This is a genomic window from Pseudomonas congelans (genome assembly GCF_900103225.1).
In the GTDB taxonomy this organism is placed as follows: Bacteria; Pseudomonadota; Gammaproteobacteria; order Pseudomonadales; family Pseudomonadaceae; genus Aquipseudomonas; species Aquipseudomonas congelans.
This window is the reverse complement of record NZ_FNJH01000002.1, coordinates 419,768-434,450: the sequence shown is the minus strand read 5'-3', so window position 1 is coordinate 434,450 and position 14,683 is coordinate 419,768. Positions and strand designations below refer to the sequence as shown.

The window sequence follows — 14,683 nt, the reverse complement described above, 5'->3', positions numbered from 1 at the left end:
TGAAAATTTCGCCTGCGAGTGCTGCCTATCATGGAAATCAACCCGATCCTAAACAGCATCAAGGATTTGTCCGAGCGCTCCGAAACCATTCGGGGGTATCTTTGACTACGATCACAAACATGATCGTCTGACCGAAGTCAACCGCGAGCTCGAAGATCCGAACGTCTGGAACAACCCTGCCTATGCCCAGGAACTGGGGCGCGAGCGCTCCCTGCTGGCGCAGATCGTAGAAACCCTGGACGAAATGTCCTCGGGTCTGGCCGATGCCAAAGACCTGTTGCTGATGTCTGCCGAAGAAGAAGACCAGGCTGCCGTCGATGACGTCGCCGCCGAAGTCGAGCGCCTGCGCGAATCGCTGGAAAAGCTCGAATTCCGCCGCATGTTCAGCGGCGACATGGACCCCAACAACGCCTATCTGGACATCCAGGCCGGCTCTGGCGGTACCGAAGCGCAGGACTGGGCCAATATCCTGCTGCGCATGTACCTGCGCTGGGCTGACAAGCGCGGTTTCGACGCCACCATCATGGAGCTGTCCGCCGGTGAAGTCGCCGGTATCAAGGGTGCTACCGTGCACATCAAGGGCGAGTACGCCTTTGGCTGGCTGCGTACCGAGATCGGCGTGCACCGTCTGGTGCGCAAGAGCCCGTTCGACTCCGGCAACCGTCGCCATACCTCGTTCTCGGCCGTGTTCGTTTCGCCGGAAATCGATGACAACATCGAAATCGACATCAATCCGGCGGACCTGCGCATCGACACCTATCGCTCCTCCGGGGCCGGTGGTCAGCACGTAAACACCACTGACTCGGCGGTGCGTATCACCCACGTTCCGACCAATACCGTGGTCAGCTGCCAGAACGAGCGTTCCCAGCATGCGAACAAGGACACCGCCATGAAAATGCTGCGGGCCCGTTTGTATGAGCAGGAAGTGCAGAAGCGCAACGCGGCGTCCCAGGCGCTCGAAGACACCAAGTCCGATATCGGCTGGGGTCACCAGATTCGCTCCTACGTACTGGACGCTTCGCGTATCAAGGACCTGCGGACCAACATCGAACGCAGTGACTGCGACAAGGTGCTTGATGGCGATATCGACGAATACCTGATCGCGAGCCTCAAGCAAGGGCTGTAAACCGTCAGCCGACACCTCAAGCCCCTCGTCGCAAGGCGAGGGCGAACCTGTGATGGAATATTTAAAGACATGAGCGACCAACAACTCGACCCGCAAGCCCTGCAACAGGAAGAAAACACCCTGATCGCCTTGCGCAAGGAAAAGCTTGCAGCAGGCCGTGCCAAGGGTCAGGCCTTCCCCAACGACTTCCGCCGCGACAGCTACTGCAACGACCTGCAGAAACAGTACGTCGACAAGACCAAGGAAGAACTGGCAGAGGCAGCGATTCCGGTCAAGGTTGCCGGTCGCATCATGCTCAACCGTGGCTCGTTCATGGTGATCCAGGACATGACCGGGCGCATCCAGGTCTATGTCAACCGCAAGACACTGCCTGAAGAAACCCTGGCCGAGGTGAAAACCTGGGACCTGGGCGACATCATCGCCGCCGAAGGTACTCTGGCCCGTTCCGGCAAGGGCGACCTGTACGTCGAGATGACCAGCGTTCGCCTGCTTACCAAATCGTTGCGTCCGCTGCCCGACAAGCACCACGGCCTGACCGACACCGAACAGCGCTATCGCCAGCGTTACGTCGACCTGATCGTCAACGAGGAAGTGCGCGAAACCTTCCGCGTACGCTCGCAGGTCATCGCTCACATCCGCAGCTTCCTGATGAAGCGCGACTTCCTCGAAGTCGAAACGCCGATGCTGCAGACCATTCCCGGCGGTGCGGCGGCCAAGCCGTTCGAAACCCACCACAACGCGCTGGACCTGGAAATGTTCCTGCGTATCGCCCCTGAGCTGTACCTCAAGCGTCTGGTGGTCGGTGGTTTCGAGAAGGTCTTCGAGATCAACCGCAACTTCCGTAACGAAGGTGTTTCGACCCGGCACAACCCCGAGTTCACCATGCTCGAGTTCTACCAGGCCTACGCCGATTACGAAGACAACATGGACCTCACCGAGGAACTGTTCCGCGAACTGGCGCAACTGGTGCTGGGCACCACTGACGTGCCTTATGGCGACAAGGTCTTCCACTTCGGCGAACCCTTCGTGCGCCTGTCGGTGTTCGACTCGATCCTCAAGTACAACCCTGAGCTGACCGCTGCCGACCTGCAGGACATCGACAAGGCGCGCGCCATTGCGAAAAAGGCCGGAGCCAAGGTGTTGGGCTTCGAGGGCCTGGGCAAACTGCAGGTGATGATTTTCGAAGAGCTGGTCGAGCACAAGCTGGAGCAGCCGCACTTCATCACTCAGTACCCGTTCGAAGTGTCGCCGCTGGCGCGTCGCAATGATGAAAACCCGAACGTCACCGACCGTTTCGAGCTGTTCATCGGCGGTCGCGAAATCGCCAATGCCTACTCCGAGCTCAACGACGCCGAAGATCAGGCCGAACGCTTCCAGGCTCAGGTGGCCGACAAGGATGCCGGTGACGACGAAGCCATGCACTACGACGCCGACTTCGTCCGTGCGCTGGAGTACGGCATGCCGCCTACGGCGGGCGAGGGGATCGGTATCGACCGGTTGGTGATGTTGCTCACCGACTCGCCGTCGATCCGCGACGTGATTCTCTTCCCGCACATGCGCCCACAAGCGTAATCAGTGGAAAAACAGCCGCCTTCAATGGGCGGCTTTTTTTTAGGTGTTTTTCAGATCGACTCATTTCAGAGCGACTTATAAGGAAGCCGTCGTGACGATTGCCAGAGAAGGGGCCGCCGGAGTAGCCAGCGCGGTGGCCAAAAGTGTCAAGTATCAGGGGCGCAAGGCTGCGCGCGAGGGCAGTGAGCAGCGCAGGCAGGTCATTCTCGATGCCGCCATGCGTATCGTGGTGCGTGACGGTGTACGTGCCGTGCGCCATCGCGCAGTGGCCGCCGAAGCCAGTGTGCCGCTGTCGGCAACCACCTATTACTTCAAGGACATCAATGACCTGCTGACCGATGCCTTCGCTCAGTATGTACAGCGCAGCGCTGACTATCTGGCGCGGCTGTGGCAGAACACCGAAGGCATTCTGCGCGAGATGATGAGCCGCAGTTCCGGGAGTCCGACCGACCGGTTTCGTCTGGCCGACGACATTGCGCGTATGGTGATGGAGCATATCCGCCACCAATTGCTGACCCGGCGTGACTACCTGATCGCCGAGCAGGCGTTCTATCACGAGGCTCTGATCAACCCGCGCCTGACGCCATTGGTTATGGCCCATCAGGAAATTCTGCTGCAAGGCAGTTGTCAGTTCTTCCAGGTGATAGGTTCCCTGCAGCCCTATCAGGATGCTCAGGTGTTGACGGGACTTATCCGTCGCATCGAGTATCAGGGCCTGCTTCACGGGCCGCAGCGTCAGGCGGATGAAGAAATGCTCTGTATCCTGACCCGGCAAATGCGTCTGGTCCTGGGGACCCCGCAGCCGGTTCGGGGGTGACTATACTGCTGCGCGAGTGCATCGGATCGGCTGTTCAGACGGCTTGACGATCCTGCCAGTTTCGATATTTTCCAGAGGTGGCGTGTTGTTCCGCGCCGCCAAGCAGTAGCGTGACAGCCAGCCAAGGAGTACCGGTGGACGAGTATCAACAGACTATTCGTGCTTTATCGGATCGGATCGTCGTTGCACAGACGCCGATTCGCATTCTGGATGCAGTTAAATGGGATGAGACCGTCCGCAAGGATTTTCTGGCCGCCAAAGGCAAGGCGCTTCCCAACGTGGACCGCGCCTACTACGAAAACCGTCCGCTGGGTTTCGACTCTTCCGCCTTGAAGCAGGAGTTTCAGAACATCGAGCGCGATGTCACGCGTCAACTGGGTCAGTTCAACCCGGTCGGGCAGATCATGCGCCGCATGTGCCGTGAGTACCGCATGGTGGTGCGTATGCTTGAGGCACGCGGCACGTCCGACTTCGGGTTGATTTCTCAGGAACTGTACGGCGCGGCATCCGACGCCTTTCATGCGGGTGATCCGACGCTGGCCGATCTTGGCTTGATGCTTTCCGATTACCTGAACAACATTGCCGGGCGCGGCGACCTGAAGGACGAGCCGAAAACGCTCACCGCCAAGGACGCCGTTTCGCTGCTGCAATCGCGTTTGAACCGCGTATTCGGTGAAGCCGAGGAGACCATCCGGGTTTTCGAATCCGACGGGATCGTCGCCGATGCGGCTGCCGGTGCCGACTACATCAAGATCCGCACCGACGCGATGTTCAACGAGCGCGATGTGCGTGCGCTGGAAGTTCACGAGGGGCTGGTGCACGTGGGCACCACGCTGAACGGGCAAAACCAGCCGATCTGTACCTTCTTGTCCAAGGGCCCGCCGTCGTCGACGGTGACGCAGGAAGGTCTTGCGATTCTCATGGAAGTCATCGCCTTTGCATCCTATCCCAGCCGCCTGCGCAAACTGACCAATCGCACCCGCGCCATTCACATGGCAGAGCAGGGCGCCGATTTTCTGCAGGTGTTCGAGTTTTACCGTGAGCAAGGCTTTGGCATGTCCGAAAGCTACGGCAATGCCAGTCGCGTCTTCCGCGGCTCGGTGCCCAACGGCCTGCCCTTCACCAAGGACTTGTCCTACCTGAAGGGCTTCATCATGGTCTACAACTACATTCAGCTGGCCGTGCGCAAGGGCAAGCTCGAACAGGTGCCGCTGCTGTTCTGTGGCAAGACCACGCTGGAAGACATGCGTACCCTGCGCCAACTGGTGGACGAAGGGCTGGTGGTTGCACCCAAATACCTGCCCGAGCAGTTCCGTGACATGAACGCCCTGTCAGCCTGGATGTGCTTTTCCAACTTCCTCAACCACCTGAGCCTGGACCGTATCGAAGCGGATTACTCGAATATTTTGTAGGCATCGATCGTCGCCGTACGCCAGTCGAACTTACTATCGTGCCAATGCGCCGCGTTGGCACGCAGTGGGTGACGCTCCGCGTCACAAATCTGCGCCGCGCTGCACAGTCAGGATCGGACGCAGAGCGTCCAGAACGGCATTCCCACGCTGGAGCGTGAGGAACGATAATCTTGTAACTATCGTGCCATTGCTCCGCGTCGGCTCGGCATTGATTTTGCGATGAAAACAAAAAGGAAAACTCATTTGAAACTGCTCGGCATTTTCGCCCTGATCCTCGCGCTCACCGGTTGCAGTTCGATGTTGTTCTACCCCGAGCCAGGTGTTCCGTTCACACCCGACAAGGCTCGCCTGCAGTATCAGGACGTGAACCTCACCGCTGCCGACGGTACGCGCCTGCATGGCTGGTGGCTGCCCGCCAAGGAAGGCGTGCCGGTGAAGGGCACGGTGCTGCATCTGCACGGCAACGGTGGCAACCTGTCCTGGCATCTTGGTGGCGTCTGGTGGTTGCCAGAGCAGGGCTATCAGGTACTGATGCTGGATTACCGAGGCTATGGCAAGTCGCAGGGCGAGCCAAGCTTGCCGGCGGTCTATGAGGATGTTCAGGCCGCTTTCGACTGGTTGAACACTGCCCCGCAAGTGCAAGGCAAACCCCTTGTGGTCCTGGGGCAAAGCATTGGTGGGTCGCTGGCGGTGCATTACCTGTCAGAACACCCGCAAGAGCGCTCGCGGATCAAGGCGCTGGTGCTGGACAGCGTGCCGGCCAGCTACCGCGGCGTCGCACGAAACTCGCTGAGCAAATCGTGGCTGACCTGGCCATTGAAAACGCCCCTGTCCTGGCTGATCCCGGAGGCCGACAGCGCCGTCAACGGCCTGCCACGACTGGCCGGCACACCGATGCTGATCTTTCACAGCATGGACGACACGCTGGTGCCGCTGGTCAACGGCATCGAGCTGTACAAGGCTGCGCCGCCACCGCGTGTATTGCAATTGACCCGAGGCGAACACGTACAGACGTTCGCAGACCCTCTCTGGCGTCAGGTGATGCTGCGCTATCTGGATGACCCGACGCATTTCAACGGCCTGCGCCGCCTCGCGGAAGTGCCCAACTACCCGACCCCTGCAGCACCGCCAGCGCTATGAGCCGCGACCGTAACCTCAATGGCATGATCCTCAGCGCTGTTGGTGCAGTCATCGGTACGGTGGGCTGTCTGTGGTTCTACGGCTACCTGCACTTCGCAAAGCCTGAGGATGCACTGCTGCTCGGTGAGTTCACCCTGCTCAAAACCGTGCCCGGCGAGGATTACAAGGTCGCTGCCACGCCAGCCGCCGAGGTTGCGCAATGCGTTGACGGTGTACTGGTGTTGTTCGATACGTCGCGAAAAGGTCTGTCGGGCGTATTGATCGATGACCGCAGGCAGGCAGTGCGTTGCCTGGGCCAGCAAACGCCCCGGCAATAAAGACAGCCTTGAAAAACCATCGCCCATTAAAAAGCCCCGCCTGTATGCGCAGGCGGGGCTTCGGTGCAGCAGCTCAGTCGCTTATTTCATCGAAGAGCGTGGTGCAACAGGCTGGTTGTCGTTGGAGATGGTGACTTCCACACGACGGTTCATGGCGCGGCCCGAGTTGCTGGAGTTGTCAGCAACCGGATATTCCTTGCCATAGCCCATGGTCACAATGCGCGCTGGGTCTACACCCATGCGTACCAGTGCCATGCGTACAGAGTCGGCGCGGCGCTCGGACAGCGACTGGTTGTAGGAAGCCGAACCGGTGCTGTCGGTATAGCCTTCGACAATCACTTTACGGTCAGGGTTTTCCTGCAGGAAGCCAGCCAGCTTGCCAATGTCGCCCTGGGCGGTTGGCTTCAGTTCGGCCTTGTTGTAGTCGAACAGCACGTCACCGAAAGTCACCAGCGTACCGCGTTCGGTCTGCTTGGCGTTCAGGCTGTTTTTCAGTGCAGCGATCTGCGCGTCACGCGCTTCCAGACGAGCCTTGGCACGGTCGGCAGAAGCGTTTTGCAGGGCTGCTTCAGAGGTGCGCAGAGCGATTGTCTGCTTGGCCAGCTCGACACGCTGGCTGGTCAGATACGACAGTTGGTCGACTTTCTGTACGTCGTCATCGTTGCGGAAGGCCTGTTCTGCCTTGGCCAGCCATTCGCTGGCGTCCTTGGTTTCAAGGGCCGCGACTTTGGTGGCTTCCGGGTTGGTCTGCAGCGCGGTGAAGTTGCTGCGAGCCTGTTCCAGGTTAGGGTTTGGCTTGGTTGCACAGGCTGCCAGGGCAACGCTCATGGCCAGCAGAGCAGGGATCATCAATTGTTTGCGCATAATAGGGTCGTCCTTTAATCGGTTACGAATTCATGAAAACAGAAGGGTGTTCAGGGCAATCACTGCACCTGACGCAGACCTTCTTCACGGAGTTCGTTGACGCCTTGACGAGCGTCCTGCACAGCCTTGGCAGCTTTGGCGGCCTGAGATTTGCGTTCTGCTACACGAGCGTCCCACTCGGCCTGTTCAGCCAGTCGGCGTGCTTCATCGTATTTGTGGTCCTGCATAGCCAGGTCAGCTGCCTTGAGCTTGTCCTGCGCCGACTTCATTTCCACCGCTGCGAACTCGGTACCGCCAGCGCTCACTGCGCTGTTGACGGCCGATTGCGAAACCGCGTACTGCTCGGATGGCGGGTTACCGGCACAGCCGGCCAGGATAAAGGTGCTACCGAGTGCCAGCGCAGCCAGCTTGAGACCGCGCAGGCCTTTGAATTTGGTTTTGGCAGTTAGGGTGTTCATGTTGATCAACTCCAATGTCTGACTCCAACGTGGTTATCCATGACAGTCGTTGCATCAAGTCCGGGCATCAGGTCGTACAGCCGCCTACTGCCTTTCGGGCTTTCCTGTAATGGTTAATCGTTCCGACCTGCGCGGTTTTTGAATAGTTCAGATAAATATCTACTGACCGGTCAGGAATCTTCAGAGACATCCGGATGAGTGCCAGTATGTTGATCGTCATATGAAGAGGCGTCGAACCTGGATCAATAACCCTGATGACGCTCAGGTTTTTGCTGAAGCATTTGTCCAATTGCAGGCTTTTGGTGCACTGTTGGCATAGCGGATTTGAATTCACGTACGCCCGTGCTGCCGAGCGGGTACGCAACTGAGCCCAGATAAAAAACGGGAGAGGAACGATGGCCGATATCGATGCGCGTCTGCGCGAAGACGTTCACCTGTTGGGTGAGCTGTTGGGGAATACGATTCGTGAGCAGCGAGGCGCTGAATTTCTCGACAAGATCGAGCGTATTCGCAAAGGCGCCAAAGCGGGCAGACGTGGTTCCGCAGAAGGGGCCGAGCAACTCAGTTCCAGCGTCGACGGTCTGGGTGATGATGAACTCCTGCCGGTTGCACGTGCGTTCAACCAGTTTCTCAACCTGGCCAATATTGCCGAGCAGTATCAGCTCATGCACCGCCGCGACGATAAACAGCCGCTGCCGTTCGAGTCGCGAGTGCTGCCCGAGCTGCTTGATCGTCTTAAAGCCGAAGGCCATTCACCTGACGCTCTGGCACGCCAGTTGAGCAAGTTGGAGATCGAGCTGGTGCTGACGGCGCACCCGACCGAGGTAGCACGTCGCACGCTGATTCAGAAATACGACGCCATCGCTGCGCAACTGGCCGCACTTGATCATCGCGATCTCAACAGTATCGAGCGCACACAGATTACTTCGCGCCTGCAGCGGCTGATTGCCGAGGCCTGGCATACCGAAGAGATCCGGCGCATCCGGCCCACCCCGGTCGATGAGGCCAAATGGGGTTTCGCGGTTATTGAACACTCGCTCTGGCACGCCATTCCCAACTATCTGCGCAAGGCAGACCATGCGCTGCATGCGGCCACCGGCCTGCATCTGCCCCTGGAAGCCGCGCCGATCCGCTTTGCCTCCTGGATGGGCGGCGACCGCGACGGCAACCCGAATGTCACGGCTGCGGTCACTCGCGAAGTACTGTTGCTGGCACGCTGGATGGCGGCTGACCTGTATTTGCGTGACGTGGACAACCTCGCCGCAGAGCTGTCGATGCAGCAGGCCAGCGACGCTCTACGTGCCAGCGTGGGTGACAGCGCCGAGCCTTATAGGGCGGAACTCAAACGCCTGCGCGAGCGCTTGCGTGCGACGCGCAATTGGGCCAATGCCTCACTGAGCGAAACCCTGCCTGCGCCGGAAGCAGTGCTGCAAGACAACCGTGAACTGCTCGACCCGCTGATGCTGTGCTTCCAGTCGCTGCACGAATGCGGCATGGGTGTGATCGCCGACGGGCCGCTTCTGGATTGCCTGCGTCGTGCGGTCACCTTCGGTCTGTTTCTGGTGCGTCTGGATGTTCGCCAGGATTCCAGTCGTCACTGCGCAGCGATGACCGAAATCACTGATTATCTGGGGCTGGGTCGCTACGAAGAGTGGGATGAGCAGACCCGCATCGACTTTCTGTTGCGCGAACTGAATAACCGCAGACCGCTGCTGCCGAGCTACTTCCAACCGGCAGCCGACACCGCAGAGGTGCTGGCAACCTGTCGCGAGGTGGCGGCCGCTCCGGCGGCGTCACTGGGGTCTTATGTGATCTCGATGGCTGGCTCGGCCTCGGACGTGCTGGCCGTGCAACTGCTGCTCAAGGAGTCCGGACTGCAGCGGCCCATGCGAGTGGTGCCGTTGTTCGAGACCCTGGCCGACCTGGATAACGCCGGGCCGGTGATCGAGACGCTGCTGGGGCTGCCGGGCTATCGCTCGCGTCTGCATGGCCCGCAAGAGGTGATGATCGGCTATTCCGATTCGGCCAAGGATGCCGGCACGACGGCGGCGGCCTGGGCGCAGTATCGTGCCCAGGAACGGCTGGTGGAAATCTGTCGCGAGCAGCAGGTCGAATTGCTGCTGTTCCACGGCCGCGGCGGTACAGTCGGTCGTGGCGGCGGTCCGGCGCATGCGGCGATTCTGTCGCAGCCACCGGGTTCTGTGGCCGGGCGCTTCCGGACCACCGAGCAAGGGGAAATGATTCGTTTCAAATTCGGTCTGCCGGACATCGCCGAGCAGAACCTCAATCTTTATCTGGCTGCCGTGCTGGAAGCGACCCTGTTGCCACCGCCGCCCCCACAACCGGCGTGGCGGACGATGATGGACCAAATGGCCGGCGACGGGGTCAGTGCCTACCGCGCGGTGGTGCGCGAGAACCCGGAATTCGTCGAGTATTTCCGGCAGGCGACGCCCGAGCAGGAACTGGGGCGTTTGCCACTCGGCAGTCGTCCGGCCAAGCGCCGCGAGGGCGGTGTAGAGAGTCTTCGTGCCATTCCGTGGATCTTCGCCTGGACGCAGACGCGTCTGATGCTGCCCGCCTGGCTGGGCTGGGAGGCGGCACTGAGCAAGGCGCTGGAGCGCGGCGAAGGCGAGGTGCTGGCGCAGATGCGTGAGCAGTGGCCGTTCTTCAGAACCCGCATCGACATGCTGGAAATGGTCCTTGCCAAAGCCGATGCGGACATCGCCCGACTCTACGACGAACGTCTGGTCAGTGCTGAGCTGCAACATTTGGGCGCACATTTGCGCGACCTATTGTCGCAGGCGTGCAATGTGGTTCTGGGCCTGACCGGGCAGACGCAACTGCTGGCTCACAGCCCTGAAACGCTGGAATTCATAAGCCTGCGCAACACCTACCTTGACCCGTTGCATTTGCTTCAGGCAGAGCTGCTGTCGCGCTCGCGTAATCGTGAAGCCAGTCTGGACAGTCCTCTGGAACTGGCGCTGCTGGTGTCTGTAGCGGGGATTGCTGCCGGTCTGCGCAACACGGGCTGACGGATCGGGCCAATGTCATCGTCGGGCCTTTTCGGTCCGATGATGGCCAGCGCCGGATTTGCCGGCTGGCCTGCCGCAAACGTTGATGCAGGTCATATCAGTCTGAAATCAAGGCTGGCGAGGCGGTACGCCTGCGGTTAGTGCGACTTTCGGCGGCTTGTGCGGCCTCTGTCTGCTGTGTATCTTGATCAGCCTTTCGGCCTATTGGCCTGATTCATTTTTTAGATTGGCCCCCGAGGCGAATCCGATGATTTCACTATAAAAAATTTGAGGAGCATGACGATGCGCGTGATTCTGCTGGGAGCTCCCGGGGCCGGTAAAGGTACTCAGGCAAAATTCATCACTGAAAAGTTCGGCATCCCGCAGGTTTCGACAGGCGACATGCTGCGCGCTGCAGTCAAGGCTGAAACCGAGCTGGGCCTGAAGGCCAAGAGCGTCATGGACTCGGGCGGTCTGGTTTCCGATGACCTGATCATCGGCCTGATCAAGGACCGTCTGGCCGAGCCGGACTGCGCGAACGGCGTGCTGTTCGATGGCTTCCCGCGCACCATTCCACAGGCCGAAGCCCTGCTGAAAGCCGGTCTGGAAATCGACCATGTGCTGGAAATCGCCGTCGATGACGAAGAAATCGTCAAGCGCATGTCCGGCCGCCGGGTTCACGAAGGTTCCGGGCGCATCTATCACACCATCTTCAATCCGCCGAAGATCGAAGGTATCGATGATGTGACTGGCGAGCCGCTGCTGCAGCGCAAGGACGACGTCGAAGAGACCGTGCGTCATCGCCTGGCGGTGTACCACGCCCAGACCAAGCCGCTGGTCGAGTTCTACAGCCAGCTGCAAGCGAAGAACGGCAAGCCAAAATGCAGCCATATTCCGGGCGTCGGCTCGGTTGAGGACATCACTGCAAAAGTACTGAAAGCCTTGAGCTGAGGCTTGCAGGCTGAACAATAAATGGCCCGCTTGCGGGCCATTTGTCATTTATACTGCTGCACTTTTCACATTGACCACGACGGAAACACCGATGACCACCTTGCTGGCCCTGGACACCGCCACTGAAGCCTGCTCGGTCGCTTTGCTGCATGACGGCAAAGTGCTGAGCCACTACGAGGTGATCCCGCGCCTGCACGCCCAGCGGCTGCTGCCCATGATCAAAAGCCTGATGGCCGAGGCGGGCATTGCCATGTCCGCGCTGGACGCCATCGCTTTCGGACGCGGTCCCGGTGCATTCACCGGCGTGCGCATTGCCATCGGCGTCGTGCAAGGCCTGGCATTTGCCCTGGAGCGTCCGGTGTTGCCCGTCTCGAATCTTGCCGTGCTGGCGCAGCGCGCCTACCGCGAGCATGGCGTGTCGCAGGTGGCATCGGCCATCGATGCACGCATGGACGAGGTGTACTGGGGCTGCTATCACGAGAGCGCCGGAGAGATGCGTTTATTGGGCGACGAAGCTGTAATGGCTCCCGAATTGGCCGCGCTGCCTGCGCACGCCAGCGGTGAATGGTTTGGTGCCGGCACAGGCTGGGGCTATGCAGAGCGTATTCCGGTCAGCCCGGCAGGCCATGATGCAGGCCTGCTGCCCCACGCGCAGGATCTGTTGACGCTGGCGACCTTTGCCTGGCACCGCGGCGAAGCGCTGCCCGCAGATGACGCTCAGCCGGTTTACCTGCGTGACAAGGTGGCAACGCCGAAGGCGCGTTGACTGAAGGGGGCCGGGATTGCACAGTGCCCGCTGCGTTTCATGAAAATGCCTTTCAATACTTGCCAATCTGTCAGCCAGTGCTGAAAAAATATCAATTTGCCATCTACCGTTTATCGTCTGAATGGTCTTTAATCTCATTTGGCGATAACAAGTTGCAAGATATGTGGTCTAGTTATCGTTAAGCAATTTGCGAACTACAAGGCAGTAACGCTAAATTGCCACTATCGACGCCGAGTACATAATCGATGCGCATAGACGGAACCTCATCACGCTCATACCCCATCAAGCGAAAGCCGCAGAAAACGCCTTCGACAGTCGAAGGTTCTTTTGAGGAAGTCGTAGTTGATGCCGAGTTGCCGCCGCCCCCAGCGCGCGCTCGCCGTGAAACGGGTGATTCACCGATTGGCAGCACTGCCAACGTACCTGCTCGTCCGCAAGACATCATTTTCCCGCGCTCCATGAGCTCTCGTGTCGCCCACGCGCTGGCCAGTTATATGGCCACTGCCAGTTTTGTCGATTGGGACCTTGAAGTATCGGGGCTCGATCTGCACGTCTGATTGTGTCTCGCCTGCCCTACTACGTCGGTTGTCCGTCATGGAGTGAAAACGCCTGGCGCGATTCGCTGTACCCCGAAGATGCCCGCCCCAATGATTTCCTGAGTCTCTACTCTCAGGTATTCAATGCTGTTGAAGGCAACACCACGTTCTATGCCCGTCCCGCCGCCACCACTGTGCAGCGCTGGGCAGAAATAATGCCGGACGATTTCCGCTTCACCGCCAAATTCCATAAAGACATCAGCCACAACGGCGACCTTCGTGAGCAGGTAGGCGCCGCTGAGGAATTCATCCGCCTGCTCGCGCCGCTGGGCGGACGGATCGCTCCGTTCTGGCTGCAGTTGCCGGCCAGCTTCACAGCGCAGCGTCTGGCCGAGCTGGCCGGCTTTCTTGACGAACTCAACGTGCCGCTCGCCGTAGAGGTGCGCAATATGGCGTTTTTCATGAAAGGTGACGAAGAGCGCATGCTCAATCGCCTGTTGCTGGACCGAGGCGTCGAGCGCATCTGTCTCGATTCCCGGGCATTGTTCAGCTGCGTCTCGAGTGATCCAGCAGTCCTGCACGCTCAATCGAAAAAGCCCAAAGTGCCGCCTCGTCCGGCTGCGCTGACGCTGTTTCCCCAGGTTCGTTTCATCGGCGGTCCGGACCTGGAGGCTAACGATCAGTTTCTGGTGCAATGGGTGGAAAAGGTCGCTGTGTGGATTGAAGAGGGGCGCACGCCTTATGTCTTTCTGCACACGCCGGACAACATCAGGGCGGCCGAGCAGGCCAAGCGTTTTCATCAGCAACTGATGACGCGATTGCCTGGCTTGCCGGCATTGTTCGAACTGGATCGCGGGCCCAAGGTGGAACAGTTAGGCTTGCTCTGAGGTCTTCCAGGTGTGGGCTGATAGAGTCCGACCTTGTGGAGAGCCCGCTTATGGATTCGCAACTGCGCTGTTTTGCCCCTGTTTACAGATGCTTCGCCGGATTCGCGCCTGTTGCCCGGCGCGAGGAATGAGCATGCGTGTGCTGCTGGTAGTTCTGCTGCTCTGCGCAATGGCTGCGTTCACAGTCTGGCGCGGCTGGGTCGATGTACCCGAGCGCTGGAATCCCTGGGCGCCGCTGAATGTAAGGGCCGAACCCAACTTTTTGACGTCCTACAAACTGTCGCGACTGCAGAACGATGCTGCGCTGTGCGATCAGGTGCTGAGTTCGTCAGGGTTGCGTTTCAGTCGCCAGGCCGACAGTGGCCCTTCTGCCCGTTGCCCTCTGGAAAATACCCTGCGCATCCAGGGTGGCGACGTGGCGCTGAGCAGCAGCTTTCTGGCCAGCTGTCCGTTGGCGGTCGCCTATGCGCTATTTGATATTCACACGTTGCAACCTGCTGCTCAGGCAGTTTTCGGCCAGCGGGTAGCGCGGATCGATCACTTGGGCAGCTTTGCCTGCCGCAACATCTACAACCGCGCCAACGCTCGGCTCAGCCAGCACGCGACGGCCAATGCGCTGGATATGGCAGGTTTTCGCCTGGCAGACGGTCAGCGCATCGGTGTTCTCAAGGATTGGGACGACAAAGGCGACAAGGGGCGTTTTCTGAGGCTGTTACGTGACGGCGCGTGCAAAAACTTCAGCACGGTGCTGGGGCCTGAGTACAACGCGGCACATCGCGATCACTTTCACGTCGACATGGGGCGCTGGTCGGTGTGCAGGTAGAGA

Annotated in this window: 14 protein-coding genes; 12 read left to right on the top strand and 2 right to left on the bottom strand. The window is 59.6% G+C overall.

The genetic code is table 11. The features are described from left to right. The first annotated feature begins 30 nt into the window (after positions 1-30). From prfB to BLR20_RS08980, 6 genes are all read left to right on the top strand, one after another. Positions 31-1,126 (top strand): peptide chain release factor 2 gene (prfB, locus tag BLR20_RS09010; RefSeq protein ID WP_096102164.1). Its coding sequence is split into 2 segments (ribosomal slippage): positions 31-102 and positions 104-1,126, totalling 1,095 coding nucleotides; the frame shifts between segments, so codons are not numbered across the junction. Between the two features lie 69 nt (positions 1,127-1,195). Next, on the top strand, positions 1,196-2,698 hold the full coding sequence (gene lysS, locus BLR20_RS09005) for a lysine--tRNA ligase (protein WP_032615990.1): 1,503 nt from the start codon (positions 1,196-1,198) through the stop codon (positions 2,696-2,698). A 91-nt stretch (positions 2,699-2,789) separates the two neighbouring features. Continuing rightward, complete coding sequence (locus BLR20_RS09000; RefSeq protein WP_005743405.1) at positions 2,790-3,515, top strand: TetR/AcrR family transcriptional regulator; 726 nt, start codon at positions 2,790-2,792, stop codon at positions 3,513-3,515. A 134-nt stretch (positions 3,516-3,649) separates the two neighbouring features. Further along, entirely contained in the window at positions 3,650-4,927 is a 1,278-nt protein-coding gene (locus BLR20_RS08995) for a flavohemoglobin expression-modulating QEGLA motif protein (protein ID WP_010434163.1), read from the top strand. Between the two features lie 243 nt (positions 4,928-5,170). Continuing rightward, entirely contained in the window at positions 5,171-6,067 is an 897-nt protein-coding gene (locus BLR20_RS08985; RefSeq protein ID WP_054994288.1) for an alpha/beta hydrolase, read from the top strand. Further along, positions 6,064-6,384 carry a PA3694 family proteiin gene (locus tag BLR20_RS08980; RefSeq protein WP_010434166.1) on the top strand — a complete coding sequence of 107 codons (321 nt, stop codon included), beginning with the start codon at positions 6,064-6,066 and terminating at the stop codon, positions 6,382-6,384. Before BLR20_RS08985 ends, BLR20_RS08980 begins: the two co-directional genes overlap by 4 nt. Positions 6,385-6,465: 81 nt before the next feature. Here the strand turns inward: BLR20_RS08980 and lptF are convergent, their stop codons facing one another. Together lptF and BLR20_RS08970 are read right to left on the bottom strand one after the other, a co-directional pair. Continuing rightward, positions 6,466-7,248: a lipotoxin F family OmpA-related lipoprotein LptF gene (gene lptF, locus BLR20_RS08975; protein WP_010434167.1), complete on the bottom strand. Its 783-nt coding sequence runs from the start codon at positions 7,246-7,248 to the stop codon at positions 6,466-6,468. Positions 7,249-7,307: 59 nt separating this feature from the next. Next, complete coding sequence (locus BLR20_RS08970) at positions 7,308-7,721, bottom strand: DUF4398 domain-containing protein (RefSeq protein ID WP_003409265.1); 414 nt, start codon at positions 7,719-7,721, stop codon at positions 7,308-7,310. A gap of 380 nt (positions 7,722-8,101) precedes the next feature. Between BLR20_RS08970 and ppc the strand changes: the two genes are divergently transcribed. From ppc to BLR20_RS08935, 6 genes are all read left to right on the top strand, one after another. Further along, positions 8,102-10,738 (top strand): phosphoenolpyruvate carboxylase, encoded by a 2,637-nt coding sequence (gene ppc / locus BLR20_RS08965; RefSeq protein ID WP_054994287.1) that lies wholly within the window; start codon positions 8,102-8,104, stop codon positions 10,736-10,738. Between the two features lie 282 nt (positions 10,739-11,020). Continuing rightward, on the top strand, positions 11,021-11,668 hold the full coding sequence (gene adk, locus BLR20_RS08955) for an adenylate kinase (RefSeq protein ID WP_054994286.1): 648 nt from the start codon (positions 11,021-11,023) through the stop codon (positions 11,666-11,668). 91 nt (positions 11,669-11,759) lie between these two features. Continuing rightward, positions 11,760-12,434, top strand: a complete 675-nt coding sequence (gene tsaB, locus BLR20_RS08950; RefSeq protein ID WP_010434187.1) for a tRNA (adenosine(37)-N6)-threonylcarbamoyltransferase complex dimerization subunit type 1 TsaB — start codon at positions 11,760-11,762, stop codon at positions 12,432-12,434. 245 nt (positions 12,435-12,679) lie between these two features. Beyond that, a complete protein-coding gene (locus tag BLR20_RS08945; protein WP_003364898.1) occupies positions 12,680-12,991 on the top strand; it encodes a hypothetical protein in 312 nt (103 codons plus the stop codon). Between the two features lie 2 nt (positions 12,992-12,993). Beyond that, positions 12,994-13,857: a DUF72 domain-containing protein gene (locus BLR20_RS08940; RefSeq protein WP_054994285.1), complete on the top strand. Its 864-nt coding sequence runs from the start codon at positions 12,994-12,996 to the stop codon at positions 13,855-13,857. Between the two features lie 133 nt (positions 13,858-13,990). After that, on the top strand, positions 13,991-14,680 hold the full coding sequence (locus tag BLR20_RS08935; protein ID WP_054994284.1) for an extensin-like domain-containing protein: 690 nt from the start codon (positions 13,991-13,993) through the stop codon (positions 14,678-14,680). Positions 14,681-14,683 lie beyond the last annotated feature (3 nt).

What these genes read in the sequence shown, in the direction of transcription:
- BLR20_RS08945 (WP_003364898.1), top strand. Translation starts at nt 12,680, where the DNA reads ATGCGCATAGACGGAACCTCATCACGCTCATACCCCATCAAGCGAAAG.
- BLR20_RS08980 (WP_010434166.1), top strand. Translation starts at nt 6,064, where the DNA reads ATGAGCCGCGACCGTAACCTCAATGGCATGATCCTCAGCGCTGTTGGT.
- BLR20_RS08935 (WP_054994284.1), top strand. Translation starts at nt 13,991, where the DNA reads ATGCGTGTGCTGCTGGTAGTTCTGCTGCTCTGCGCAATGGCTGCGTTC.
- ppc (WP_054994287.1), top strand. Translation starts at nt 8,102, where the DNA reads ATGGCCGATATCGATGCGCGTCTGCGCGAAGACGTTCACCTGTTGGGT.
- adk (WP_054994286.1), top strand. Translation starts at nt 11,021, where the DNA reads ATGCGCGTGATTCTGCTGGGAGCTCCCGGGGCCGGTAAAGGTACTCAG.
- tsaB (WP_010434187.1), top strand. Translation starts at nt 11,760, where the DNA reads ATGACCACCTTGCTGGCCCTGGACACCGCCACTGAAGCCTGCTCGGTC.
- lptF (WP_010434167.1), bottom strand. Translation starts at nt 7,248, where the DNA reads ATGCGCAAACAATTGATGATCCCTGCTCTGCTGGCCATGAGCGTTGCC.
- lysS (WP_032615990.1), top strand. Translation starts at nt 1,196, where the DNA reads ATGAGCGACCAACAACTCGACCCGCAAGCCCTGCAACAGGAAGAAAAC.